22 protein-coding genes and 1 pseudogene are annotated in these 25,581 nt (G+C 61.6%); 11 read left to right on the top strand and 12 right to left on the bottom strand.

Annotated features, from left to right (window positions below; all coding sequences use genetic code 11):
• Positions 1-195: 195 nt before the first annotated feature.
• The gene (locus tag LCF40_RS19755) at positions 196-1,311 is read right to left on the bottom strand and encodes a M24 family metallopeptidase (protein ID WP_224829891.1); all 1,116 of its coding nucleotides are present in this window, start codon (positions 1,309-1,311) and stop codon (positions 196-198) included.
• A 1,643-nt stretch (positions 1,312-2,954) separates the two neighbouring features.
• A complete protein-coding gene (locus LCF40_RS19760) occupies positions 2,955-3,629 on the bottom strand; it encodes a helix-turn-helix domain-containing protein (RefSeq protein WP_224829892.1) in 675 nt (224 codons plus the stop codon).
• 783 nt (positions 3,630-4,412) lie between these two features.
• Here LCF40_RS19760 and LCF40_RS19765 point away from each other — a divergent pair.
• A complete protein-coding gene (locus LCF40_RS19765) occupies positions 4,413-5,006 on the top strand; it encodes a hypothetical protein (RefSeq protein ID WP_224829893.1) in 594 nt (197 codons plus the stop codon).
• Between the two features lie 23 nt (positions 5,007-5,029).
• Here the strand turns inward: LCF40_RS19765 and LCF40_RS19770 are convergent, their stop codons facing one another.
• Positions 5,030-6,148: a mechanosensitive ion channel family protein gene (locus LCF40_RS19770; RefSeq protein WP_224829894.1), complete on the bottom strand. Its 1,119-nt coding sequence runs from the start codon at positions 6,146-6,148 to the stop codon at positions 5,030-5,032.
• 298 nt (positions 6,149-6,446) lie between these two features.
• Here LCF40_RS19770 and LCF40_RS19775 point away from each other — a divergent pair, with 298 nt between their 5' ends.
• A complete protein-coding gene (locus LCF40_RS19775) occupies positions 6,447-6,635 on the top strand; it encodes an HVO_2922 family protein (protein ID WP_114579677.1) in 189 nt (62 codons plus the stop codon).
• 743 nt (positions 6,636-7,378) lie between these two features.
• The gene (locus LCF40_RS19780; RefSeq protein WP_224829895.1) at positions 7,379-8,734 is read left to right on the top strand and encodes a sodium:calcium antiporter; all 1,356 of its coding nucleotides are present in this window, start codon (positions 7,379-7,381) and stop codon (positions 8,732-8,734) included.
• A gap of 297 nt (positions 8,735-9,031) precedes the next feature.
• On the opposite strand, the gene LCF40_RS19785 is transcribed toward LCF40_RS19780, so the two are convergent.
• From LCF40_RS19785 to LCF40_RS19795, 3 genes are all read right to left on the bottom strand, one after another.
• Positions 9,032-9,829 (bottom strand): SWIM zinc finger family protein, encoded by a 798-nt coding sequence (locus LCF40_RS19785; protein WP_224829896.1) that lies wholly within the window; start codon positions 9,827-9,829, stop codon positions 9,032-9,034.
• Between the two features lie 77 nt (positions 9,830-9,906).
• Entirely contained in the window at positions 9,907-10,506 is a 600-nt protein-coding gene (locus LCF40_RS19790; protein WP_224829897.1) for a DUF5789 family protein, read from the bottom strand.
• A gap of 65 nt (positions 10,507-10,571) precedes the next feature.
• Positions 10,572-11,489 carry an NAD-dependent epimerase/dehydratase family protein gene (locus tag LCF40_RS19795; RefSeq protein ID WP_224829898.1) on the bottom strand — a complete coding sequence of 306 codons (918 nt, stop codon included), beginning with the start codon at positions 11,487-11,489 and terminating at the stop codon, positions 10,572-10,574.
• Between the two features lie 645 nt (positions 11,490-12,134).
• On the opposite strand from LCF40_RS19795, the gene LCF40_RS19800 reads away from it, so the two are divergent.
• Positions 12,135-12,410: a PadR family transcriptional regulator gene (locus LCF40_RS19800; protein WP_224829899.1), complete on the top strand. Its 276-nt coding sequence runs from the start codon at positions 12,135-12,137 to the stop codon at positions 12,408-12,410.
• A gap of 93 nt (positions 12,411-12,503) precedes the next feature.
• Positions 12,504-12,809, top strand: coding sequence for a hypothetical protein (locus LCF40_RS19805; protein WP_224829900.1), 306 nt, complete (start codon positions 12,504-12,506; stop codon positions 12,807-12,809).
• Between the two features lie 77 nt (positions 12,810-12,886).
• On the opposite strand, the gene LCF40_RS19810 is transcribed toward LCF40_RS19805, so the two are convergent.
• Entirely contained in the window at positions 12,887-14,155 is a 1,269-nt protein-coding gene (locus tag LCF40_RS19810; RefSeq protein ID WP_224829901.1) for an MFS transporter, read from the bottom strand.
• Positions 14,156-14,764: 609 nt separating this feature from the next.
• A complete protein-coding gene (locus tag LCF40_RS19815; RefSeq protein WP_224829902.1) occupies positions 14,765-15,751 on the bottom strand; it encodes an oxidoreductase in 987 nt (328 codons plus the stop codon).
• A 317-nt stretch (positions 15,752-16,068) separates the two neighbouring features.
• On the opposite strand from LCF40_RS19815, the gene LCF40_RS19820 reads away from it, so the two are divergent.
• Positions 16,069-16,419, top strand: a complete 351-nt coding sequence (locus LCF40_RS19820; protein ID WP_224829903.1) for an acetylglutamate kinase — start codon at positions 16,069-16,071, stop codon at positions 16,417-16,419.
• 87 nt (positions 16,420-16,506) lie between these two features.
• Here LCF40_RS19820 and LCF40_RS19825 read toward each other — a convergent pair whose 3' ends face one another.
• Entirely contained in the window at positions 16,507-18,171 is a 1,665-nt protein-coding gene (locus LCF40_RS19825) for a hypothetical protein (RefSeq protein ID WP_224829904.1), read from the bottom strand.
• Positions 18,172-18,392: 221 nt separating this feature from the next.
• On the opposite strand from LCF40_RS19825, the gene dpsA (LCF40_RS19830) reads away from it, so the two are divergent.
• The 3 genes from dpsA (LCF40_RS19830) (at position 18,393) to dpsA (LCF40_RS19840) (ending at position 20,476) form a co-directional block, all read left to right on the top strand.
• Positions 18,393-18,941 (top strand): DNA starvation/stationary phase protection protein DpsA, encoded by a 549-nt coding sequence (gene dpsA / locus LCF40_RS19830; RefSeq protein ID WP_224829918.1) that lies wholly within the window; start codon positions 18,393-18,395, stop codon positions 18,939-18,941.
• Positions 18,942-18,954: 13 nt separating this feature from the next.
• Positions 18,955-19,536, top strand: a complete 582-nt coding sequence (locus tag LCF40_RS19835; protein ID WP_224829905.1) for a ferritin-like domain-containing protein — start codon at positions 18,955-18,957, stop codon at positions 19,534-19,536.
• Positions 19,537-19,855: 319 nt separating this feature from the next.
• Positions 19,856-20,476 (top strand): DNA starvation/stationary phase protection protein DpsA, encoded by a 621-nt coding sequence (gene dpsA / locus LCF40_RS19840; RefSeq protein WP_224829906.1) that lies wholly within the window; start codon positions 19,856-19,858, stop codon positions 20,474-20,476.
• A 589-nt stretch (positions 20,477-21,065) separates the two neighbouring features.
• Here the strand turns inward: dpsA (LCF40_RS19840) and LCF40_RS19845 are convergent.
• The 3 genes and pseudogenes from LCF40_RS19845 to LCF40_RS19850 form a co-directional block, all read right to left on the bottom strand.
• A complete protein-coding gene (locus LCF40_RS19845) occupies positions 21,066-21,518 on the bottom strand; it encodes a DUF4112 domain-containing protein (protein ID WP_224829907.1) in 453 nt (150 codons plus the stop codon).
• Positions 21,519-22,193: 675 nt separating this feature from the next.
• A pseudogene (locus LCF40_RS23865) lies at positions 22,194-22,399 on the bottom strand (helix-turn-helix domain-containing protein); the annotation flags it as partial.
• A 251-nt stretch (positions 22,400-22,650) separates the two neighbouring features.
• The gene (locus tag LCF40_RS19850) at positions 22,651-23,481 is read right to left on the bottom strand and encodes a sugar phosphate isomerase/epimerase family protein (protein ID WP_224829908.1); all 831 of its coding nucleotides are present in this window, start codon (positions 23,479-23,481) and stop codon (positions 22,651-22,653) included.
• Positions 23,482-23,583: 102 nt separating this feature from the next.
• Here LCF40_RS19850 and LCF40_RS19855 point away from each other — a divergent pair, with 102 nt between their 5' ends.
• Entirely contained in the window at positions 23,584-24,366 is a 783-nt protein-coding gene (locus LCF40_RS19855) for a sugar phosphate isomerase/epimerase family protein (protein WP_224829909.1), read from the top strand.
• A 406-nt stretch (positions 24,367-24,772) separates the two neighbouring features.
• Positions 24,773-25,543 (top strand): hydroxypyruvate isomerase family protein, encoded by a 771-nt coding sequence (locus LCF40_RS19860; RefSeq protein ID WP_224829910.1) that lies wholly within the window; start codon positions 24,773-24,775, stop codon positions 25,541-25,543.
• The last annotated feature ends 38 nt before the right edge of the window (positions 25,544-25,581 follow it).

A 25,581-nucleotide genomic window follows, 5' to 3' on the forward strand; every position in this document is an offset into this window, starting at 1 on the left:
TACGGATCGCGGAATCTATCGATTCCGGCGATCCGCCAATCCCCAGCGCCACAGTTGGTTCACCATTGAGAGACCACTCATGAGACTGCTACGAAATCGGTCTGACGGAAGGTCGCTATCCAACTACGATGGGAGTTTACTTGGTATTCTATCGCCAAGAGAACGGATGCGACGTCACCGTTTCGTGACAGGCAATTATGGTTTCCACGCCCGAGACGAGTCGTTCAGCCGGATGCACCCGCTCTGGGTGACTGCAACGAGGTCCTCGATGCGAACCCCCCACTCGCCTTCGAAGTAGACGCCCGGTTCGACACTGAACACCATACCCTCCTCGAGCGTCGTCGTCGCCCCGGGGCCGATTACGAGGTCCTCGTGGGCGGCCAGGCCGACGCCGTGGCCCGTACCATGGGTGAACCGCTCCGCGTAACCGTACTCCTCGAGGGTGTCGCGTGCCGCACGATCCACGTCGCCGGCGCTTACGCCGGGTTCGACGGCGGCGATGCCGGCCTCGAGTGCGGCATGCACCGCCTCGTGAACGGAATCGAACTCCGCCGGGGTCGTCGGAGGCTCATCGTCGAACACGACGGTTCGCGTCTGATCGCTGGCGTACCCCTCACGGAAACAGCCGAAATCGATGACGACCGGGTCGCCGGTTCGGATCTCCCGGTCGGAGTGGCGCAGTGCCGGATCCGCACCGTTAGGGCCGGCGCCCACGACGACGTCGAAGGAGACGGCCGTCGCCCCGTACGAGTGGAGTTTCGTCCGGATCTTCGTGGCGAGTTCGGCTTCGGTCAGTCCAATCGCGCTCGCGCCGAGCAATCGGATCTCCTCGCTGACGGCATCGGCGATATCGGCCGATCGCTGGAGGGCTGCGAGCTCGTCGTCGTCCTTGCGGCGACGCATCGCCTCACAGACGGGCGCTGCCGATCCGATCGTCCCGCTCTCGAGGGCGTCGTATAGATGTGCTGTCAGCGCATGGGGGGTGCGGTCGTCGACGAGGAGTCCCTCGGGCGCGGACGGAAGCAACGAGACGATCGCGTCGCCAACGGTCGCCGGATCGTTTCCATCGACCCGACAGAACGCGTCCGCCGTGACGTTGCGCCGTGCCTGTGTCAGATACTGGGCCGGCGTGATGAGCGTCACGTCGCCGTCCGTGGGCAGATAGAGGGCATGAAACCGGTCGACCGGTTCCCCGCGAAAACCCGTGAAGTATTGCAGGTTCGGACCGGGATAAACGATCGCCGCGTCGGCACCTCTGTCCTTGAGTCGCTGCTGTGCTCGTCGTTGTCGCTCCTCGTATCGTCCCTTCATATCACCGTCTCTGCTTCAGGCGTACTAAATGTACCTCCACTTTGTGATGCGCTCGTAAGATATGATGGAACCGAAGCCACGAGTCGAACAAGCCATTCATGAGTAGGGTTATCACAAATTGGAACTGGTGATTCATGATATAGTATGTTAGAAACTGATATGCGATATTGGTACTCTAGCAACTACTAGTTAATATTAACTCCTCCGTGGCTTAGTGTTCGTTCAACCATGATAGCCCTACTAATAAGCTATAAAGGTATATATCATCCCTGGTATTTGGGAAGACTCCGACACCATATTTCCCCCAGCTGTCACGACTAAACTCCTCTAACAACGTTGTACTGGATTCAGATCTGATCTCCGGGCCGGCCGTCGCGGAAGCTAGAACGATCTTGAAGGTTCGATTTATATATGTCTCTAATAACTTATCGCACAGAAAAAATACCCATACATGTCCATCTGATGGCTACTAACACTCACCAAAAACTCTGGTGTAGATGTCGGCGGAGGATTCCCCGACGACGTTACGTGGCGAGGCCGGGTTACGTACAGCGATGAATCGGGGGTTCGGCGTCCGTGTCCGCGAAATCCGTTACCCCGGATGCACATAGGGGGTGGGGCGGGGCAACGGACGCGTTCTGCGATAGTCGGCCTCCGTGAGACGGGACCGACACCCTCTCTTGGTTACGAAGGGCAATTAGTAATGGTGCCAAACACGAAGTAAGGAGGGATTATTTCTCGGCACTCGAGAGCGTACGCAGGGGATCCAGCGGAGAGCCGGCACCGAATCTACAGGCGGAGCAGGCAGAGTGCATCGGGGCTTGACCCCGAGGCGGTTTACTTTTCTCGTCGCTACGGACGTGGTCGCAACACGGGTGAGCAACGAGAGCCCGCCCGTAGGTGGTGTACCTGTAAACTACCCCGCCCTACTCGCTCCCTCCCGCCTTGGGGCGGTCGGTCACTCCTTGGGGGCGGGGTTTTATCGAAGCGACATTGTGCCCCGCGACCCATGCATGGACGTGGCTCGGCTTCCTCTTCCCGTCCACGCTTCGGGCGGGGGCTTTCAGGCCCGCCTTCGACCGTCCGCGTGGATTGTTCCCGCCGATTCAATTCCCGGTGTTCTCACGCTTTCCCCTCAAATGAGGGACGGGAGTCGAACCCGTTCGCGGTCGTCGTTCCCGAGTATAGGGTGCGAGGACGCGTCCTCGCACCACGGGAGCCAGTTTACTGGTGGCTCCTCCCCTCCCGGACTTGTGCCGGGAGAGAAGTACCTGGCATATAGGGCGGAAAGTGTCTAAAACTTGTGATTTCGCCCAACTTCGCAACGCGCTCCTCCCCTCCCTACTCGCGGCTTCACCGCTCGGTGAGGAAGGGGGCGCCGCGCTATCCGCCAAAGCTGACGGGCAGCACGACCCCGAACTGATGTGCCTTCAGATTGGGTCGTGCGATCGGGAGAACTCACTGTAGCTCAATAGATGTATGGGTTGCAGGACATGCGAGCCCCACTCCGGTCTCGTCCCGTAGCGTTCCCTACCGACGGCCACACCATGCCGAGGCACGGGCCCGAGAGCGCACTCCCGTAGAATCGGGGCCGGTACGCCGGTTTGGAAGGCGGTCGCTGGATAGCGGTGGGAAGGCGTTCGTCAGTGAACGATGTCGTTCTGACTCGGCTCGTCGATCCGTTCGCTCGCGAGGACCTTGTTCGCCCGGCGAAGTCGTTCGGACAACGCCTGGTGAGAGATCTCGAGTTCGGTCGCGAGATCCTCGAGGGAGATCCGACGCGGGACGTCGTAGTAGCCCAACTCGTAGGCCGCGCGGATCGCTTCCTCTTGGGCCTCGGTCAGCGTCGTCGTCATGAGATCGATCTTGCGCTCGGCCTCCATCAGTCGTGTGATATCGACGCGCAGCCCCTGGGATTCGAGCGTGGGGACGGTTTCTGAAAGGAGGGATCGGTCGGGAAACAGGAGTCGGAACGTCCAGTTGCTCGCCGAACACGCCGCGTCGAGGATCGTCCCGTCGTTGGCGAAGATCGTCGAGAACAGCGTTTCGCTGTCGGCCCCGTACTCGAGGTGGTAGAGCCACTCCGAGTCCTCGTCGCCCTGAAGCAGACACCTGAACCCCTCGACCGACGTGTCGTCGGTCAGTGCGGCTTCGATCTCCCGTTTGGAGCCACCGGTGAGCCAGACGAGCGGCAGAATCCGGGTGGAGCCGTCGGCAACGATGCGTTTGACTCGGATCTGAAGGTCGGGGAGTCGCGAAAACGTCTCCGAGAGCATCACGTCTTCGATGGGAACGCTGAACTTGGTCACCATTGTCATACGATCTCTCCTCCCGTTCCGACGGATGGGACGTATGCACGCGAGGGAGCATGTCGCCGTTCGGCCACAGGGACCCTGGGACCGGAGGGGAGCGACCGGATCATCGTTGCACAGCCACTCGGATCACGGGTACTCATTGATACGATCGTCCTCTGGGTAGTGTGGTCCTGACTGTCTCCGAAGTTTATAGGGCGGGATCGTTCACGGCGACGAACCGGTTCTGACGCGAGAGGCCCAAAGAGCCGACGAGCGCCCCATCCACGGTGAGGGGAGGGAATATTCATCCCGGTTCAAACGCACTTTCAGCGAATTAGGACACACATTTCGGTCTAGATTCGGCTCGATTCGGTGAACGATGAGCGGTGACTTTATTCGCTTCCTCGGTATGCCAACTCGCCGGTCGCATGGCTGGATCGCCAGCCACACTGGCACCCACCTCGGGACCGTTCCCCTTCCCCCACTTCCGTCACCTCGTGTGACACGGGGCGTCGGTCCCATAGCCCTGTTCGGACGGCCCCCCATCCGTCCGAACCGTCGGATGGCGCCATCGGACCCACGTCTCCGTCGCGTCCGGAACGAATCCTATCGGTGATCGATGATCGGCGAGAGGCGGGTCGTCGTGACCGCAGTATGATCCGGTTTCTCCCGGTCACTCGAGCATCCCGACGGTCACGATATCGTGCCCGTACGGAACGCCGTGAAATCCTCACGAATCCGCGTTAACGACCGCGGAGCGTCGGTGTTCTTAGGGCGGGGCATGTTCGAGCCACGGACGAGAGCACCATGACTGACGAACCCATCCGCTCGTTGGAACCCCGGACGATCGGGGGGACGGAGGTCCTCGTAAGCACGGAAGCCGACGAGATCTTCCTCGATATTCCGGCCACGGGCCAGGACTACATTCGGGTCGTTGAAGGGGAACTCGTTCGCGAAGGTGATATCCGAACGCGTGACGGCAGCGATCTCGACTCGCCGACACTCCGGGCGTGGCGAGTCGATGAGATCACGGCCGAGCGCGTCCGCGGATCGAACGTCGACACGGACGATCCGAACGAATGGGACCGCGAATCGCTCGAGCAGGAACTCGCCGACGGCACGCTCAGTACGGATCTCACCGATTTCGAGCGTGCCGACGTCCCTCAACGGGCAGAGATCGACTCCGGGAACGCCCCATCGGAGGTATCCGTGACGATATACGGCAACAACGGCCAGCGGTTCCAGCAAACGTTTGCTCCGGCCGACGACGGCGAGACGTCGGACCGACGACTCAAGCTCGCTCGCTCCGATCCGAAAGTCGAGACGTTCGACGACGACCTCCGGGAGAAGTTCACGCGCGCAGTCGAAATCGCGTTACGGAGCGAGGGATACGCGGTCTGAGCCGTGGAGCCGGGAACGGTACTTCACCCGCGATCCCGATCCTCGACGTACTCGGCCACCCGGTCTCCATCCTGGAGCGGGGGCTCGTCCGTCCGTTCGTCCTCCGCCGAGAGATAACTGATCTCGCGCTGGGGGAACGGGATGGTGATATCGGCGTCGTCGAACCGCTCGTAGACCCGCCGGTTGATGTGATCGGCCGCGCGTGGCTCGCTGAACGGATGCCCGACGTACGCCCAAAGTTCGAAGCGGAGGGCGGAATCACCGAACTCCTGGAACATCACCTGGGGTCTCGGACTCTCCAAGACCAGCGGAATGTCCTCACAGAGCTCGAGCAGGATCGCTTCGACCTCCTCGTGATCGGTTCCGTAGGCGACAGTGATCGGAACTCTGATTCGTTTCCGACGCTGTGGGGCGGATTCGTTGATTACGGATGCCGAGTTGAGCACCGAGTTAGGAACCGTAACAACGATGTTGTCCCGCGTGAGGATCGTCGTACTCCTGATTCCGATGTCGGTGACGGCGCCGCGTTGTCCGTCCTCGAGCACGATGACGTCTCCCGTATTGTACGTATCATCAAAGTAGAGTGAGATGCCACCGATCAGATTTCCGATAGCATCCTGTGCGGCCAGCCCCAGGACGATACTGAGCACCCCGGCGGAGGCCAGAATCGGCGTGATGTCGACCTCCCAGATGACGAGCAGCATGCTGACGGTGACGAGGACGAGCAGGATCGTCCAGGAGTTCTTGAAGATCGGCGAGAACTCGTACTCGTTGTCGGCCGCGTTCACGACGTCGATCCACTCGCCGCCGAGCCGGACGAGTGCCCGCATCCAGAGGACGACGACCAGAGACGAGAGGACCTTCACGAGAATAGGGGTCGACGAAATGCTCTCGAGGACGGTCAAACTGAGCAGGATCCCACCGACGACGATCGACACGTGCAGCGGGATCCGTATCTCGTCGATGAAGACGTGGCTGATCGACGTCTCCGACCATCGCGGGGAGCGACCGAGGAGGTAGGCCCCACCCCACTCGAGGGCTCGAGAGAGGAGCACCGATCCGAGCAGGATTCCCGCAACGAGTACCCACGGCTGGTCACTCAGCGGGATGCTGACTTCAGTGAGGGGTCCGATGTCGACCATGAGAGTGGGGTACAGGGATACCGATGGGTGGCGTGGCGAGACGGAGTAGTAGTGACCACCGGGGGGCGCGATATGAATCTTGATATCCCCGCTCGAGCCGACCGAGAGTGTGCCTGTGGGGATCGCGATCGGTGATCTCGTCATCGTTCGGTCGAGAGCGGGCGAGAGCATACGGCCACCGTTTACTGCAAAGCGCGTCGTGGAAACAGGAAGCCCCACCCTCATGGAGCGAACGGCGTCTGCCGTGAGCGAGTAGGGTGGGGAAGAAGTCACTACCTCTCGGTTCCAACTGATGGCTATGTCGCGCAAGGCGAGGTTCGAACTGTATCGGGACACGGCCGACGAGTGGCGGTGGCGACTCGTCGTCTCGAACGGCAACATCATTGCGGACAGCGGGGAGGGATACGCCTCGAAACAGGGGGCTCAGCGGGGGATTCGGAGCGTGAAAGCCAGCGCTCCGGATGCGGAGATCGTCGTATCGGAGTGATCCGGCCGGAGTGATGCCGTTCCCGCCCACCACGGCGTGGTCGGGTCCGGTCTGCGTCCGATCCGGTACAGGCGATCCCGCTTCGAGTGCTCGTCGCCGACGGCGTCGGACGTCGTCGAACACCTCGTTACCCCGCTACCCGCTCGAAACGCGTTCGTCAGGCGATCTCGGGCCCGATCTCGCCTCTCCCCGCCGAATCGTGTAGACGACCGACACGGCGCTCCTCGCCGGCAGTCTGGGCGGGTTGTGCGTTATCTTGTGCTTTTTGGGTGGGCGTCGGATGTGTTCGAACACCACTGATGACACGAATTAAGCGGAAGCCCACGACTTCAGTCGTGGGTCTAAGCGGTAGGCAGAGACTCGAAAACGCAAGACTTAGGCACTCTGGGGCCGTTTATGTGTCTAACTCGACTGGGAAAACTGGGGTTGGATTGGGGTCCCCATCAACAAAAAGCAACCCTGCCCGATTGAGTGTGGCTGATGGCACCGCCCGTAGGGTGTTAGCGAGGCAGTCCGAACGCGTTCGGACTGACGTTGCCATGCGTTCATCGCCTCGACGCACTGCCTCCAAACCGGGACCAACCACTGGGGTTGGGAAGTTGCCTCCGTCGGGGTGGTCAGCGTGACCGGCCCCGAGCGCGAGGAATCCCACGACTTCACTCGTGTGGAGGATGTCAAGCCCTCTCTCTGGCCCCGGGCCGACCCGACCGAGCTCATGGCCGATCCCCTTCCTTGGAGGAGCGATGTCTGAGCGGCTCCGTCACCCGCTCGTCGCGGTCGCTGGCGCCTGTCTGCTGACGCTTCCGTTCATTGCGCTGTTCGTCACCCGCGGCTTGCATCTCGATCCGACGGCGAACGTCGTCCCGCTCACTGCCGTTCTCGTCGGTGGGCTCGCGATTCTCGGCGCGGCGTTTCTGCTCGCATGGGGTGCGGAAACAGCGGAGAAGGACGTCCCGACGGCGTTCGCGATCGCCGTCCTCGCCGTCCTCGCCGTCGCACCGGAGTACGCCGTCGACGCCCTCTACGCGTGGGAGGCCGGGGCGTTCGAGGGAACCGAGCGCGGAGTCGAGGCGGCCAACCTCGCGATCGCGAACATGACCGGCGCAAATCGGATCCTTATCGGGATCGGCTGGGCCGGGATCGCGCTGCTGACGATCTACCGAGCGAACCAGGTGCGCGACTCGGCCGTGGTTCAACGTCCCGGACTCCTCGCGGATGCAGTCCGGATCGACCGCGACATCTCCCTCGAAATCGTCTTCCTGCTCGCCGCGACGGTCTACGCGCTGTTCATCCCGCTGGGGGGCGGGATCGGGGTCGTCGATACGGTCGTCCTCGTGGGCCTCTATGTGCTCTATCTCGGCATCGTCGTTCGTGGTGACGTCGAGGAGGGCGACGCCCACGTCGGCGTCCCGGCGTACTTCCAGACGTACCCGAAGGCGCCCCGGATCGCGGTCGTACTGGGTCTATTTGCCTTTTCGGGGCTGGTGATCTTCGAGGCGGTCCACCCGTTTGCACTGGGCCTCGAGGAGCTGGGAACGGGCCTCGGGATCCCGCCGTTTTTCATGATCCAGTGGCTCGCGCCCCTGGCCAGTGAGAGCCCCGAGCTCATCGTCGTCATCTATCTCGTCAACAAGGCGCGCTCGACCGCCGGCTTCAACGCGCTCATCTCCTCGAAGCTCAACCAGTGGACACTCCTGATCGGGACGCTCGCCGTCGTCTATTCGCTCGCGGTGGGTCATATCGGGACGCTCTCGTTCGATCAGAAGCAAGCCGCCGAGATCTGGATCACCGCCGCACAGAGCTTCTTCGCCATCGCCATCCTGATGAATTTCGAGATCAGCGCCCGTGAAGCGGTGGTGTTGCTCGTCCTGTTCGTCTCGCAGGTCGCCGCCGAGTTCTACGTCATCCAGGCGTACGCCGGCGCGACTGAAGCAACGCTCAGCCTGTTTCTCCTGTATGCGTTCACGGCCGTCTACATCGTCCTCGGACTCGGGCTGTTCGCCTCTCGCTCGGGAAGTCTTCGCGAACTCTTGGGGCATACGGCCGTAACCGTTAAAGACGCGTTCGGGACGTCACCGACGCCCGAACGAGCCGATTGATCGACGAACTCGTCCTGGAGTGGTCGTGGCCGTGCCGGCGTCGGTCCTCGTCTCGACGCGATTCGTCAGACGCCTGGCTGTCGCCCGTCAGACGGTCCGTTTCGAGTGGGACGACTGGAGATCACGGTTCCCGTGGAACACGTGGAGAAACTGCCAAATCGAGAACCGTCTGACGCCCGTGCGACGTGTTTCGAGTGGAGACCAACAGAGGGAACAGGTGTCGGTCCCGACTCGCGTCTCCTTGGGACTCCGGGATAGGGGTCGGGGGCGGTCTCGATCCCGTTCGCTGTCGCCGACTCACCGCCGGTCGTCGAGCTCCTCGAGTGCCCCTCGGAACTGCTCGGCGTTGACCGACGGCTCCACCGAGGCCTGCTCCGCGAGGACCCCTGCGTACTCGTCGATCGTGTCGGGATCGGGGTCGGCCGCCAGCACGCAGTCGACGTAGCCCTCGAGTGCACCCCGAAGGCGCTGGGCGTAGTGGTCGTAGGCGGCATCGATGCGATACTCGTTGTCGTCGATCCCTTCGAAGACCGCACGATAGACGGTTGCAGCAGCTAGGTAGCGCTCGCGCTCGCGGTACTGGTCGGCCAGCTCGAAGAGGTGCGAGAAGTCGATGGCCTCCGTGACGACGGGGTACTCCCGGGTGTGCTCGTCGAACAGTGCTTCGACCGCCTCGCGGTGCTCCTCGACCGACGGGCTGTCGTCGCCGAACCGAGCACGAAACCGCTCGCGTATCTCCGGGTTCGCTGCAAGCACGTCGTCGAGGAACGCCCGCAGGTCGTCGGCCGGGACGGTCATCAGGAGGGTCTCGATCCCCTCGCTCTCGTCGGCGGGCGGGTCGGCGATGACCTCGAGCAGGGTCGCGACGACGTGTTTGCACGCGCCCGCACCCTCGTAAGGGCAGGTACACCGCGTCTCGATCGGTTCCTCGAGGTCGACGCGAACGTCGTAGGCACTCGACCCCCGGACGACGGCGGTGACGACGTCCTCGAACCGCTCGCAGCGCTGGATCCGCCCTTCCGTCCGGTAGTTCCGGCCGCGCTCGAAGACGGCGTCGGTACACCGCTCCCGAACGGTGGCTTCGTCGAGATCCATATGCGGATGGACGTGTTCGAGCGTTTTGTGTGTCGGGTTCTGTCGGTTCTCGACTCTGGCGGGTGCCCGCAGGCCGTCTAGATGCCGAGCCACTCGTCGTTTCGGATCTCGTACCCGTTCGTCCGGCAGAACTTCGCCGCTTCCCGGCGTACCGATCGGGACCCCGGGAGTTGTTCTTTGTCACGGATTCGCTCGACGATCCAGTCGCTGATGACGTGGACTCCCTCATCGTCGTCATCGGCGTCGATCGCTTTGAGTTCCCGAAACGTCTTCTCGTAGGCTTCACGCTGTGACTCACTGAGATCTGCGTCCGGAAGCGTCTCGCTGGCTTCCACGACTCGTTTCATGGCCGCGGCGACCGTCGGCCGCTGGACTCGCGCTCGGACGGCAGACGGAGAGTCGAACATCACTGCATCCGTCTCCGGAACCAGTTCCTCGACAGTGTAGCCCCTATCGCCCGAATTGACTTCGCGGTCGCCGATCACCGCGACGACCTCCGACCCCGCTGCCGGGAATGTCAGCGATTCGAGTTCCGAACCGAGATCGGCGAACTCGTCCGAGTCAACCGGCGGCTCTGTTTCGTCTCCTCGTTCCAGGTCCGCGGCAATGTCGCGCTGTCGCTGGCGTCTGTCAGCGTCGCGCGCTTGCTTCTCTCGGCCACGCTTGTCGTCTGCCATCTCTGAATGGTGGCTTCCCAGCGGGATAGTTCTGTGGTTGATCGGCTCCGGAGCGGTTCTTCATCTTACCGGTAGGGTGCACAGACTCGTTCGAGACCCTCTTCGAGGCGGATCTGGGGTTCCCAGCCGGTGTCGTCGCGAATTTTCTCGATATCCGCACAGGTGTCGTGGACGTAGACGTCCTCGGGGATTGGATTCTCGACGTACTCGGGCTCGACATTCGTGTCGAGGTGGTCGTTCAGCCGGTCGACGAGCTCGTTGAAGCTGTAGGGCTCTTCGGTGCCGAGGTTGTAGACACCAGTGAGTCGGTTCTCGGCGGCGGCCTCGAGCCCGCGGACGATATCTGTGATGTAGGTGAAATCGCGTGTCTGGGTGCCGTCGCCATACAGCTCTGGGGAGCGCCCGTGAGCGATGTCGTCGGCGAACTGGGCGATGACGTTCGCATACTCGCCCTTGTGGCCCTCGGCGCCGTCGTAGCCCTGATACACCGAAAAGAAGCGCATGCCGGCGGTGGCGATGTCGTAGTGATTGTGGAAGTACTCGGCGTATCGTTCTCGGGCAAGTTTCGAGGCCTCGTAGCCCGTGTTCACGGCGACGGGCATCTCCTCGGGGGAGGGCTCCGTTCGGCTGCCGTAGATCGAGGAGGTCGAGGCATACACGACCGTGTCACAGCCGTCTTGTCTCGCCTGGTCGACAGTGTTGACGAACCCCTCGACGTTGACGCGGGCACCCCGCGTGGGATCTTCCTCGTGCATTGCATACGAGGAGAGCGCGGCGAGGTGAAAGACCACGTCGACATCGGTGGGAAGGTCGTCGTCGAGGACGCCCACCGGGCGGTAGTCGACGTCGCTCGTGAGATTGTCGGGGGTGCCGAGGTACTCGTCATCGATGGCGATGACGTCGTTGTCCGTGGCGAGATGGGTCGCGAGGTTCGAGCCGATGAAGCCCGCGCCGCCCGTGACGAGCACGCGTTGGTCCTGCATACGCGGGTACTGTCCATCGGCTGGGATAGTAATATCGCTGTCCGCTCGAGCACAGTGCTCGATCGCTTTGCCGCCCTCGTCCCCTCAATCGTGATCACCGAGTACGACACCTGGGGCGAGGGGTGGACCGAGGCCATGGAGCCGGCGTACCTCCGTCGGTTTCTGTAGACCGTATTCAGCCACCCCGTGCCTCAGTCATGTGTAGAATTTGAAACGAGGTCCGCTGGCACGAGAACGCGCCGCTGTTCCGGGCCGACCGGTCGCCCAAACCGGCGTCTGGCGTCTCCGCCGACCTCGTCTTCGGGGAGTGGTGGACCGACGGGGCGGGTAACGCGGACGGTGTGGGGCGGTATACGGCCGACTTGACATCCTCGGGACTTACGACCTGACGGCGCGGGCCAACGGGTGGACAGCGACTGGTTCTCGAACGGGTCGTACGTCGTCGAGGGCGGCACCTTCTCGAGCACAGACTGTTTTCACGATGACTCCGATCGCTCTCTCCAGACAACCCCGTGACGGATGGGTGGGGACTGGCGAACGGTACCCCTGTTGAGTAGTATTCTCCGCCTAGAGGAGTAATATGCGTCGCTGACAGCGTATTTGCTAGTACATAACAATATCTCGACAGCGGGACAACAGCGTATCATGCACGATCTCACCGGCTTCCAACGCGATCTCCTGTACGTCATCAACGGATTCGACCAGCCTTCCGGCCAATCGATCGGCGAGGAACTCCAGGAGTACTACGAGACGGAGATCAATCACGGACGCCTCTATCCGAATCTCGATACGGTCGTCAACAAAGACCTCGTCGAGAAAGGCCAACTCGACCGACGGACGAACTACTACACCATCACGGAGGCAGGCGAAGAGGCGATCCAGGAACGGCGACAGTGGGAAGAGCAGTACGTTGAGATGTGACGGAGCCGCAGATTCACCCGCTCGATACCGTCCTCTCATTCAACTAATCTGTCAACAGGAAGCATTATGGTGGCGGGGTGGGCTCGTCGGAGCATGGCATCCAATAGCAAGCTTCCAAATCAGGTTACAATCATCGGTCGCGGAGTCCCAGCAAACTACGAAATTAGCATCGATGGAGCCATCGAGGAGATCGACACCGAATCCCGTAAAGACGGAACGATCGTCTCCGGACGGGCGGCCGAAGGAGTGATCGAGACTGGCGTCCAGCGATTCCGCTTCTCGGGAGAGATGGCGAACGTACATCTCGTCGATTGGAACGGGACTCCAGCACCAGAGTCACCGAGTACACCCTTCGTTCATGTCGATTACGGGGTCTCCGATCGAAACGATCACCGCTGACTCGGCCGCAATCTCTCAGTCTCTGCTCATGCGGGTCGCGGTTCGACCGAGGTATCGCCTGGTTCGCATGCGCTCGTTCACTCCGGAGGCGGTTCGTCCCGATACAACGTGGCGAACAGCACGCCGGCACAGAGCGCGAGGGTAGCCGCGGCCCAGAACGCGGCCGTATACGAGAGGACGTCCGTCATCACGCCGACGGCGACCGGGCCGATCGTGGCCCCGATCTGCCAGGAGAGGCTCCGCAGCGAGATGCTGCTCCCGACGGCGTCCTGATACTCGCCTTCCCGAACGAACATCGTCACGCTCGTCGGGATCCGCAGGCTGTCCGCGATACCGAGCAGCACGTAACAGAAGAAGAGCACGAAAAAGGCGCCGGGGATGGTTTCCTCGCGTCCGGCGACCGTCAGCGCCACCGGGTCGATGAACTCGTCGGCGTGGACGGCCAGCGGGATCATCGCCGTTCCGATCGCATACAGCACGATCCCCACCAGGATGAACCAGTGGAGCCGGCCGACCCGATCCCCGAGTTGGCCGATGTAGCCCTGTGAGATCGACTTCGTGAACCGTCCCCCGGCGAGGATGCCCCCGATCAGGAGCGCGTTCATCCCGAACTCGAGGCGCGCGAAGACCGGGAGAAAGATGAGTACAGCCTCCTTGCAGAAGCTGAACGAGAACCGAAACGCGACCAGCGCCATGATTGCCCGCCGTTTCAGGAGTCCGAGGAGTTTCCCGGCAGTGGAACTCGAGTCGTCGCTCGGAACCGGCTCCGCGGGCAGATGTTTGAGCACGTAGCCGACCGACAGCGTCGAGAGGACCACGAAGATCGCCCACGTCGACTCGAAGCCGACGAAAAACAGGAGGCCGGCCCCGAGCAGGTCGCCCGACAGCTTCGAGAACGCGGTGACGTTCTGGTAGGTGCCGACCCAGAGTCCCCGGTCGCCCTCGGGGCCGAGACTCCCCACGATCGCCGTCCCGGCGAGATAGACCGTGATCGAACTGACCCCCTGGAAGGCCCGAACGCCCACGAGCTGGAGCGCCGACTCGACGAACACGTAGCCGGCCAGCACGACGACCTGGAGAACCAACCCGATCACGAGGAGCCGTTTGGCGTCTCGCACGTCGATCCAGCGCCCGACGGGGACGACGAGAACGAGCCGAACGAACGCGTAGGCGGTGCCGAAAAGTCCCGCGACGAACCCGGACGTCTCGAAGAGATCGGCGTAGAGCGCGAGTGCGACGATGATCGTCGCGAACGCCATCCCCCGTACGAAGTTCATCACCGCGAGCGCGGCAAACCCTGGATTCCGAAACAGCCGGAGCTGGGACTGTGTCCCTCCAGCACCCATGCTATCGGTTCCTCCAGCTCGACAGCCTGTGGGGTAGTCGGGGTTCGTCGAAAGCGTCGCCTGCCGCGTCCGGGCGTTCGGAGCCGCCGTTGGACCCTCTCACTCGTGGCTCACGGACGCGGTCGGCCGTCGGTCGAACGCGGTCCGGACCCGGGCCACTGGCGATCCGATTCGTCTGCTGTCCATATCCGGGAGCGCGCTCGGCGACCGAGATAAAGAGCCGGGTAGGAGTAGTGATCGCCGGTGATCGGATGCTCTCCTCGTTCGACACCCACGAGGGATGCCTTGAGCGCCACGATCGCTCCGTGGACGAGAAACGCCGGCTCCACGGGCTCGCCGAGCAGGGCCGCGGAGAACGGCTGGCCCTGACTACGGCGACCGTTCGGTCACGTGCGTTCCGAGGCCTGATAGGGTCGGTTACGAGTCATTGCACCGTCGATCGCAATACAGCACTGCGATCGAACGGTAAATCGTTGTAACCGTCCCTATGATACCAGGCGGACGCGATGTTCAGTCTCTCGAGGAAGCTCACGACAGCGACGCTCGGGGACGCGAGAAGGGACCCGTGACGGGAGTATCGGGCTCGCGCCCGCGGCTAGCGGCCGTTCGTCATCGACGGAGGGCGCCGAGTCCCGGCACGCTCCAGCCCTCCGTTCGGGGCGGGATCTCGATCTCGACGCCGGTAAGCTCCTCGGAGACGGTCCAGAGGGCGCGTGCGGTCTCCCGGTCGTGAGAGCGCTCCGTCGACTCCTGGCGTTCGGGCGCCCCGCGCATCCCGAAGAGTCCACCGGGGCCGTAGTAGGCGCCGCCCTCGACCTCCGGGTGAGTCGCGGCGTACAGCGTCGGGAGCGCCCCGTCGGCGGCCGACTGGGCGACGAGAGCGTTGATCGCGCCCATCGCGGCCAGCCGGAGCTTCGAGCCGGCCGCTTTCGGGCCGCGGGCCTGGAGGTTCGTGTCGGCATACCCCGGGTGACAGGCGACGCTCGTGACGTCCATCCCCGCGGCCTCGAGCCGACGGTCGAGTTCGTACGCAAAGAGGAGGTTCGCGAGCTTCGACTGGGCGTACGCGCCCCACTTGTCGTAGGAGTCCTCGTGATTGAGGTCCGCGAAGTCGATCTCGCCGCCCTCGTGGGCCTTGCTCGAGACGGTCACGACGCGGGCGTCCGCGGCGAGATGGCCGAGGAGCACTCCCGTGAGCGCGAAGTGACCGAGATGGTTGACCCCGAACTGCGTCTCGAAACCGTCCGCGGTCTCCGAGCGGGGGATCGCCATCACGCCCGCGTTGTTGATCAGACAGTCGATCGTGGGGACGGACGCGCCACCGATCGAGGCGTCGGCGAGTCGATCCGGGAACGTCCGGACCGATTCGAGGTCCGCGAGGTCGAGGCCGGCGACGACGAGCGTGCCGGGGACGTCCGTCGACTGAACTCGTTTGGCGGCTTCCCGACCCCGGTCGGTGCTTCGACACGCCATGATCACGGTCGCGCCGCGCTCGGCGAGGACTCGCGCCGTCTCGTAGCCGATCCCGCTGTTGGCCCCGGTGACGACGACCGTGCGGTCATGTTGGGCGGGGACGTCCGCTTCGGTCCAGCTCATGGCCTCCCTCGGGGAGTCGGCTACTTGGGTTCGTTGGCTGCAGTCGGTCCGTGGCGTTCGGAGCGGTCTCTCCGGAGGTCTGGGAAGTAATTGAGACCGCTATATACGGAAAAGGGCAGTGTTTCGTGTGGAACGCCTGGAGCGCAGGGCCGTTCGACCGACTCTACAGTATCACAGCGAGAGTGCCTCGGGGCTTGTCCCCGAGGTACTTCACGTGGGGTTATTCAAGCGCATATTATTTATTAAGAGGCGTGATTAAACAAGCGAGTGCAAAAGGGAATTAAATACGTGCTCGAGGTGGATGGTCGTGCGGATCCATGAAACGAACATTCACCGCACTCCTGACCCTTGCACTGCTCGGGACCCTCGTGTTCGGGGGCCTGGCCGGCACGGCGGCTGCCCACGATCACCACGACAAAGACGACGAAAAACAGGAGTCCGAGCAGGGTGCTGCGGTCTTTCAGCAGTCCAATGCTGAAGTGACCCAGACCCAGTATAGCGCACAGGCTAACGTAAACGATGGCGACCAGACCGCCGTCGCGCTGAGCTACCAGGGCTTCGCGGACGCTTCGAACAGCGTGACGCAAATCAACGCCAACTCCCAGAGTGCAACCGCCGTCAGCACGAACATCGCTGACGTCGACCAGGACAGCAACCAGAAGCAGTAAGTCGCCCGACCGGTTGCCCTTTTTTTACCGAGAACCAACCATACTAACAAGTATGTGAAAGCTATGGCTGGTTGCGTCGAGTGTCTGTCACCTCATTGAGTGATAGGGCATGTTTCTCCCGGCCGTCTGTCGAACCCAGCTCTTCGCATCGTTTTCACTCTTGTTGTTCTCTCCGTTCTTGTCTTTCCCGTTCTTACCTTTCCCATCTTTCCCATCCTTGTCTTTGTCCTTCTTATCCTTCCCGTCCTTGCCTTTCCCGTTATTATTCTTGTCACAGCCGCTGTCACCGCTCCCGACGCTGGCTGCCCGTGCCTCGGCGAGCTGGATGTTCTCGTTGGTCTCGTAGCTCACTTGTTCTGCGGTCGCCTCGCCGGAATCGCCGGCGATCGCGATTGCCGTGAGCTGTTCGTTGACGTTCAGCTGCTGGACGAACTGGAGTTGGGAGATCTCGGCAGCAGCGGTCTGCTGGTCGACGTCCCCGTTCTCGTAGGCGAGGGCCCAGGCCTGATCCTCGCTGGCGTTCGCCCCGTTGAGCACCGCGCGGCCGTTGGCGCTGCCCTCTTCGACGGTGAGGGCCTCGGCTGACGCGACCTGCGCGTTGAAGTTGGCCTGGTAGCTCACCTGCCGGGCCGTCGCGGAGCTGTCGTCGGTGGCAGCCGCGACCGCCGCGTTCTGCAGGTTGATGTTCTCCTGGCCGACCTGCTGGCCCTGAACGATATCAGCGGACGCCTCCTGTGTGTTCGACTGGTTCTTACAGGTGTCCGACCGCGAGAGCACGTCCTCCGGCAGCTCACCGACCATATCGCCACAGTCGAGAACGTCGGTGATCGATCTCGCATCGAAGGCGATCGCCGCTGCTTCGGCGACCTGTTCGTTCAGGTTGGTCTGTGAACTCTGCTGATAGGCCTCGGCGACGCTGTCTTTCCCGACGGCGATCGCGATGGCGACGCCCTGTTCGCTGACGTTGAGCTGTCCGACCTCCTGGGCCTGTTCGACCTCGGCATCGGCCGTCTGTTCGTCGGCGTCGCCGATGGCGGCGGCAACGGCGTCGGCGTGCTGGTAGTTCTCGTTGGTCTGCCAGCTCTGCTGGTAGGCCTGTGCGTGGCTACAGTCTTCGGCGAGCGCAACCGCAGCGCTTTGGCTGCTGTAATTCAGCTGGTCGACCTTCTGATCCTGGTCGATCGTCGCCCGAGCGGACTGTTCGTTCTGGTAGCTGTCCTCCTTGGCGACCCAGCCGGTGAACGTTCGGGTCCCCGTCTCTTCGGCGAAGACGACGTATACGGTGGTCGGATCGGTGAACGTCTCGTCTCGGGTCTCTTCGTCGATCGCGATCGATTCTGCAGTGCCCTCCTGTGTGTTGACGTTGCTCTGTTCGGCCTCCTGGATCGCCGTCGCCTCGCCGCCGTCGATCGCGATACTGACGGCGTAGCCCTGCTGGGTGACGTTGAGCTGGGAGACGTCCTGATACTGGATGACGCTCGCGAGCGACTCCTGACCGTTCCCGTTGATCTCCGCACAGTGATCGTCGACCCAGCCGTCGAGATCTCGTTCGGATGAGTCGGCACCGAAGACCAGGTATAGTTCGTCGCCGTCGAGGTCGTGTGTGTCCTCCGCTGATTGTTCATCGTCCGAGCCCGCACGTGCGCTGCCGGTCGCGACCGACAGTGCGCCAGCGCCAGCGCTGCTTGCTGCGAGCCCTTTGAGATAGCCCCGTCGATTCATCGTGACATAGTCCGCGTCTTTCTCTACCATGACGCACTCGGCCCGACGAGAATGTCTTACCTTGTAATGGATAGACTGACAGGAATAAGTGACCATTTAATCGGCGGATGGCAGGACCTACGCCGTCGTGGAGAGGTCTGTGTCACTTCTGAACGTTGGGTACCGAGCAGCTCTACACACCGATTTAGGCATCCCAAAAATGTGCAGTACCTGAAAGGTATAAGACGGTGGAGCGACCACTTCCGTCCGTGATACATTCTCAACAGACGACCGTCCGTCAGCAGGCCGGCAGCGTCGAGGAGAACGAACTGCGGCTCGATCAGGAGAAAGCCGAACAGGTCGTCGACGCGCTCAACACCGAGCTCGCGAACTCGTACGTGCTCTACCACCAGCTCAAGAAACACCACTGGGTGGTCGAGGGCTCGGAGTTCCTTCCCCTTCACGAGTTCCTCGAGGAGTCCTACGAGCACGTCGAGGAGGACGCGGACGTCATCGCCGAGCGCGCCCAGGCGCTGGGCGGCGTCCCCGTCTCGGGGCCCTCGAACCAGGAGGACCGGGCAACGGTGGAGTTCGAGGGCGAGGACGTCTACGACGTCCGGACGATGTTCCAGAACGACCTCGAAATGTACGGCGACATCATCGAATCGCTGCGCGGGAGCATCGAACTCGCCGAGAACCTCGGCGACTACGCCACCGCCGAGATCCTCCGGGAGATCCTCGTCACCCTCGAAGAGGACGGCCACCACTTCGAACACTACCTCGAGGACGACACGCTCACCCTCGAGGAAGCGACCCACTAAACGGGTGAGTTGAATGCCACAGAAACACGGCCCGCTCGTCCGGGAGACCGGTGCGAGCGGGCGCCGTCAGGAGTGGGGCACTATCGTGGAGAACCCGCTCCGGATCGAACCCGCCGTCGCCGAAGCGCTCATCGAGGCGTTGAGCGTCGACCACACCGGATCGTTCAACCTGTTCTACCTGCTTCGCAAGCATTACTGGACTGCTGCGGGCGCCGAACACGAGGCGGTCGCCGACTTCCTCGAAGAGGCCTACAAACGTGTGCGGGAGATCAACGACGACCTCGCGATTCGAATCGTCCAACTCGGAGGGATTCCGCCGAACACGCCGCCGACGATTCAGGAACGGGCCGACGTCCATCTCGAGGCCGAGAACCTCTACGACCTTCGTGCGTCGTTGGACGGCGATCTCCTGGGGTATGCGACCCTGATCGTCAGTCTGCGCGACCACATTGCGCTCGCCGAACGACGGGGCGATCCGGGCACGGCCGAACTACTCCGTGACCACCTCGAAGCCCTCGAAGCGGACGCCCACGTCATCGAGCAACTACTCGAGGCCGATACTCTCGTTCGGGCGGAGGTGCTGGCTGACCGATGACACGAATTAAGCGGAAGCCCACGACTTCAGTCGTGGGTCTAAGCGGTAGGCAGAGACTCGAAACCGCAAGACTTAGGCACTCTGGGGCTGTTTATGTGTCTAACTCGACTGGGAAAACTGGGGTTGGATTGGGGTCCCCATCAACAAAAAGCAACCCTGCCCGATTGAGTGTGGCTGATGGCACCGCCCGTAGGGTGTTAGCGAGGCAGTCCGAACGCGTTCGGACTGACGTTGCCATGCGTTCATCGCCTCGACGCACTGCCTACAAACCGGAACCAACCACTGGGGTTGGGAAGTTGCCTCCGTCGGGGTGGTCAGCGTGACCGGCCCCGAGCGCGAGGAATCCCACGACTTTAGTCGTGTGGGGGATGTCAAGAGTAGCCCACATCTCCGCCGACCCGACTCGTCTCATCTCCGCCAGGAGTGGAACACGGTCGCCGACAACGCGCTCCGTCTCGATGAGGACGTGGCCGAACGGCTGGTCACAGCCCTGAACACCGACGTCTCGGGGCTGTATATCCTCTTCAATCAGGTGCGAAAGCACTACTGGCTCGTCGAGGGGGCCGAATCGAGACCACTTGGGGAGTTCCTCGAGGGCGCTGCCGACCGGCTCTCGGAGATGACCGACGACATCGCGATTCGAATCACCGCGCTCGGCGGTGTTCCGGCCTGTGGGCCGATGGGGATCCGCCAACACGCGCCCCTATTCATCGAGGAAGCCCACCACTACGATGTCCGCACATCCCTCGCACGGGACCTCGATGGGTACGCGACGCTCGCGGTGTTGTGGCGCGACCACATCGAGCTGGCGGACCGGCTCGGCGATCAGGCGACGAGCGAACTCCTGCGGGCCCATCTGCAAACGCTCGAAGCTGACGCACACGTCCTCGATCGCTACCTTGCCGACGAGACGCTCGTTCGTCACGACGCGCTCGAGTGACTCGCCTCGACGGCAACTCCATGGGGCTTCACGTTTTCAGCAAACGGTAGCGAGGAGCCTCCTTCCTCAACGAGCGATCGACGGGAGCGAGTAGGGTGGAGAGGAATCGCGTTGCGAAGCTGGACGAAACCGCAAGGCTTAGGCCGTCTCCGCCCGTTATGTGAGATACTGCCGTCCTCGCACAAGCCGGGGTCGGTAGGAGCCACGAGTAAACTGGCTCCCGTGGTGCGACGGCGTGGCCGTCGCACCCTATACTCGGGAACGACGACCGCGAACGGGTTCGATCCCCGTCCCCAGTGTTGGGGTAGAGTGAGAGAACACCGGGAATTAAATCGGCGGGACAATCCACGGAACGGATCCGGTAGGCGGGTCGCAGCAACAACTCCGACCCGCCGTCCGCCCGTGGACGGGAAGAGGAAGCCGGGCCGCGCCCTTGCATGGGGTTGCGGGGTACAATGTCGTTGCGGTAAAGCCCCGCCCTCAAGGAGTGACCGACCGCCGCAAGGCGGGAGGGAGCGAGTAGGGCGGGGTAGTTTACGGGATGGTGGCCCTCAATCGTGATTGCCGACCTGTGCGCGCTCTTCTGTCGTTATTTCTGCTGAAGGTGCTGTTCGACCGTCCGGACGTTCCACTTGTTGGCCTTCCAGACCGCGTCGAACAGCGTGCCGAGCACCGGAATCGAGCCCGTAACCCCATCGATGGCGACCCGGGCGACCATCTTCGCGAGCGTCCCCCTGGAGACGCCGAGCCGGTAGGCCTCGAGGACCGGATACAGCGAGAGGACCGTGGTGACGGCGTCGCCAGCACCGGGGAGGATGCCGATGAGCGGGTCGATCCCGATCCGATAGTTGGTCCCCGGGACCCGGAAGGCCTCGTCCAGAAGCGTGCTGACCCGCCGGACACGCTGCAGGGCGGCCTCCTCTTTGGCCGACGCGTTCACCGCTTGGTCTTCGGTCTCTCCGCCCACGAACGGGTCGTCATCGTCGGCGTCCGTGGGATCCGTCGAATCGCTCGATGAGCGATCGTCTTCGTTGGTGACCACGGCTGGCGGAGGGGGTCCGGAGGAATAGGTGTGCTCCTCTCGTGTGCCGGCCGCGGTTGTGGTATTCGTGTTCACTGCAGATGGAGACTTCCTCGCGAGTGGTGACGGCATGAGTTACCCCCATACCCTGAGAAACCCAAGTGTGAAACCGTTCCATGCGTTATGTCCTCACGGGGAAGGATGTATCAGACGTGTCCGTTCTGTGACCGCGTGTTCGAGATCGGGGAATCCGACTACCGGCCGATGAAACACCATATCCGAGCGTTCCACGCTGACTCGGACTCGGATGAGGGTGCCGTTGATCGGTCGTCACCGACGCCGCCAGTCGCACCGCTTTAGGCTAGCGTGGCGCAACTTTCGACCGGCTACCCGAGAACGAGATAGTCACTTCTTTCGCCTCAATAGTCGACATCTGTTGCCGTGTTTAAGAAGCCATCGAGTATAATGACATATTAAATTTGATTTATTTGTGTGGTGGTAAGAGAATTTTTATATCGTCGGTTATGTGTTCTTCGAACTGGGGGAACAAGCACTCACCGAGGACGGTGATCGTGCGTCAGGGGCACCTCTAGTTCTGGTGACCGAATAATTCAACAGACGGCCGTATGCCACGCGGCACGCAATGCACGCTACTGTGGCATCCGTCTCCCGCAGCGGTTTTTTGCGGTTCTTCTAGACAGTCTCTTGGTCCTGTGAATCGGGTTCGATGGCTGTTCGGCATGGCTTTTGATGGCTCAATCCCGCTTCGTTGAGCAACTATCGACAACTCGGGACCGAGTACTCGACATCTACGTGTCGGTACGATATTGCTGGACGAGTGCCGGCGTCCACGCCGGTGCGTTGATCCTGGCTTTGTTCGGTGGTTCGTGCACTGTTTCTTTGGGATCTAATTAGTCTTTTCTGGTACTTCCTACTTCATCTCAGTTTTATTATATCTATAACGGTATGTCCAAGCGATTGGGCGGTATCGAGTCGCGTGGGTCGGGTATGGCTCGTCTGCCATTGAATTGTGGTTCGGGTTCACCTCAGATCTTCTCACCCAGACTAACTCCTACGGTAAGGATTGGATGACACCAATCTGAGACAATCGATAAGTGACCCACGCTAGTGAAGCATCTGCGCCGATGCGCTATTATTGGTAGGCCAGGTTCTGTTCCTCCAAAATGTCGACGAACGCGTTCGCTGCGAGTTTGAATGCCTTGGGACCAGAGTACCCGCCTGTCTCGAAGGCCTCTGCGAGGTGAGGTTCCAGCGACGTATAGCCAACGAATCCACGTTTGGCCAGAGCTTCGACCGTCGCCGGAATTTCGCCGTCGCCCTCACCGGCGGGCCTGATATTGCCACGCTCGCCGTAGACTGCGTCTTTGATGTGGAGGGCCTCCACGTGCTCGACGAGCTGAACGAACGCCTCCGGATATGGTCGCACGCCGATTTCAAGGAAGTTGGCGGGATCGAAGATGAGCCCGAAGGCCGACGAATCGACTGTCTCGACAAGGTCCCGACACCTCTCGGGTGTATCTCCGTAGATGTCCTTTTCGTTCTCATGGAGGATCGTTACTCCCGCCGCCTCGGCGCGATCTGCTTTCCAACGCATACGATACATGACTTCATCGCGGTACTCAGTAGGGTCGTTGTCCTCTGGCATCCAGTATGAGAACAACCTAATGTAGTCGGCCCCGAAAAACTCGGACAGCTCTAGCGCGCGCTCGAACCGGTCCTTGTGGGGCTCAAAGTCGTCTTCAATGCCGATTTTCCCGATCGGTGACCCGATGGCGGCCACAGAAAACCCCCGTTTCTCAAGCGACCTCCGGATCAATTCCGCTTCGTCGTCGTCGAAGTCGAGCACGTTCGTCCCGTCGACACTCCGGAGGTCGAGGTGATCGATTCCCACCTCGTTGAGAACGTCGAGTTGCGTCTCAAGATCGTCGGCGATTTCGTCTGCAAACCCGCTGAGCGTGTACACAGACGTGTGATCCCGGGCATCCTTGTTAACTCCTCTGCATCGATCATCCATACTACTGTCGGGTAGGCAAATTTAACAATTGAGTCGTTCAACCGACCTAATATGGACTACGGCCTCTGTACAATTTCCAACAAGGAGTGGTCGATTGAGGACGTGCTTGGACTTGCCGCCAATGTGGGCTTCGATGGCGTCGAAGTGTGGGGCGGCAATCACGTGGGCAACGCCGGGGGTCCCGAATCACCTAATATGAGCATCTGTCGAACGATCGCCGACTTGGCAGCGGATCTGGGTCTGGCAGTGCCGGTATACGGGTCATATCTTCGACCGGGGAAGAACGGCTTCCGCGAGAACCTGACTGCCGAACTCGATGCGGCGACGGCCCTCCACGCGAATCTCGTCCGAGTCTGGCCTGGCGACCAAGAGTACGGTGACCACGATACCGATCACTGGGACACCGTCGTCACGGATCTACAACTCGCTGGCCAGCGTGCCGCCGACCGGGATCTTGCCATTACTGTTGAGAAACACGAGGGCACGCTCACGAACCGGACCGAAGGTGCACGCCAGCTTATCCAGGCCGTCGATTCGCCGGCGGTCGGACTCAACTGGCAACCCCTATTCTTCATGGACGGTGAGGAAATCCTCGCTGAAGCGGAAACGCTCGCGCCACTGTCGAACAACGTCCATTTGCAGGCGACGCGCGAACAAGGTGGTACGACGCGGTGTCGACTCTCGGAAGCGTATTTCGATGTCAGTACGGTGCTTGAAGTGTTCGACGATGTTGGCTTCGAGGGTTACGCCGAGGTCGAGTTCGTTGACCAAGAGCTGCCGTACGAAGCGGCCGTCCGCGCAGATGCAACGTATCTCGCCACGGTCGGCCCGTAATCGCCGTCTGTGCTCGTTTGAGAACCTGATTCATAAGAAGATATGTTTATTCTTCTCGATGCTGGATGGGATAATATGGAGATATTAGTAACTATGCCAGACGACGAGACGAGGGATGACTTCTTTCCGCCGTGACTCCATGAGCGTATTGAGTCAATAGGGACGGTTACCTGGAATGATCAGATAAACTGCTTCAGAGAGGTATTTGTCGTCGAAACGACGTTCTCGATGAACGGGGAGAACGATTCGAATCACCTGATCCGGACAATTTATGCCAAGGGAAGAAAACCGATCATAATATAATGGCACACAGTGGAGTGTGTAGAAGTGTACCAACCCGATATGTGTGTATGGTCACCATTCCAGTCGCCTGGAATTGGTGCAACGAGGGGGTAGATCGATAACGATGCATGGGCTCTCGGTCTATCTTAACCCAACCTACGAGGAAGGAACGCTCGTCGAGCAGGTCGAACGGGCTGCGTCCGCGGGTGCCGATGCGATAGAGTACCGCCCTTGGCACGGCGACGAACTTGAGAAGATCGCCGGTGCTTGTACGGACCATGGGCTCGATCTCGCCTATCTTTCCGGGAGCAAGACCCCACTCACAGATCCAGGCCGGACCGCAGAGGCGATCAAGGAAGGGAACCGCTCGGTCGAGCGTGCTGCGGCAGTCGGCTGTCCGACCATCAATCTCTCGCCGGGGCCCGCACAGGCGGGACTGGGTCGGGAGGCCCAACTCGAGAATACTATCGAGGTCATCGAGGCAGTCGCGCCGACCGCCGAGGAGGCAGGCGTCACACTCGCCATAGAACCGTTGAACACTGCTGTTGACCACCCGGACGCCTTCTTGAGTTCCTCCTACGAGGGCTACGAGATCATACGGGAAGTCGGTAGCGACCACGTCAAACTCCTATTCGACATCTACCACCAGCAGATCACGGAGGGCAATATTACCGCCAACCTGACCGAACACGTCGACCTGATCGGTCACGTTCACGTCGCCGACGTCCCGGGTCGCCACGAGCCCGGGACCGGCGAACTGAACTACGAGAACGTCCTCACGGCGCTTGGAGAGGCTGGCTACGACGGCTACGTTGGCTGCGAGTTCACCCCATCGCCGGACGCAGACCCCGACGACTGCGTCCGCCGAGTCGCTAACATGCTGAAACCAAATTAGGACATTCTGAGGAGTTGTACTCGCCGTAGACATGGACT

Source organism: Saliphagus infecundisoli (genome assembly GCF_020177375.1).
In the GTDB taxonomy this organism is placed as follows: domain Archaea; phylum Halobacteriota; class Halobacteria; order Halobacteriales; family Natrialbaceae; genus Saliphagus; species Saliphagus infecundisoli.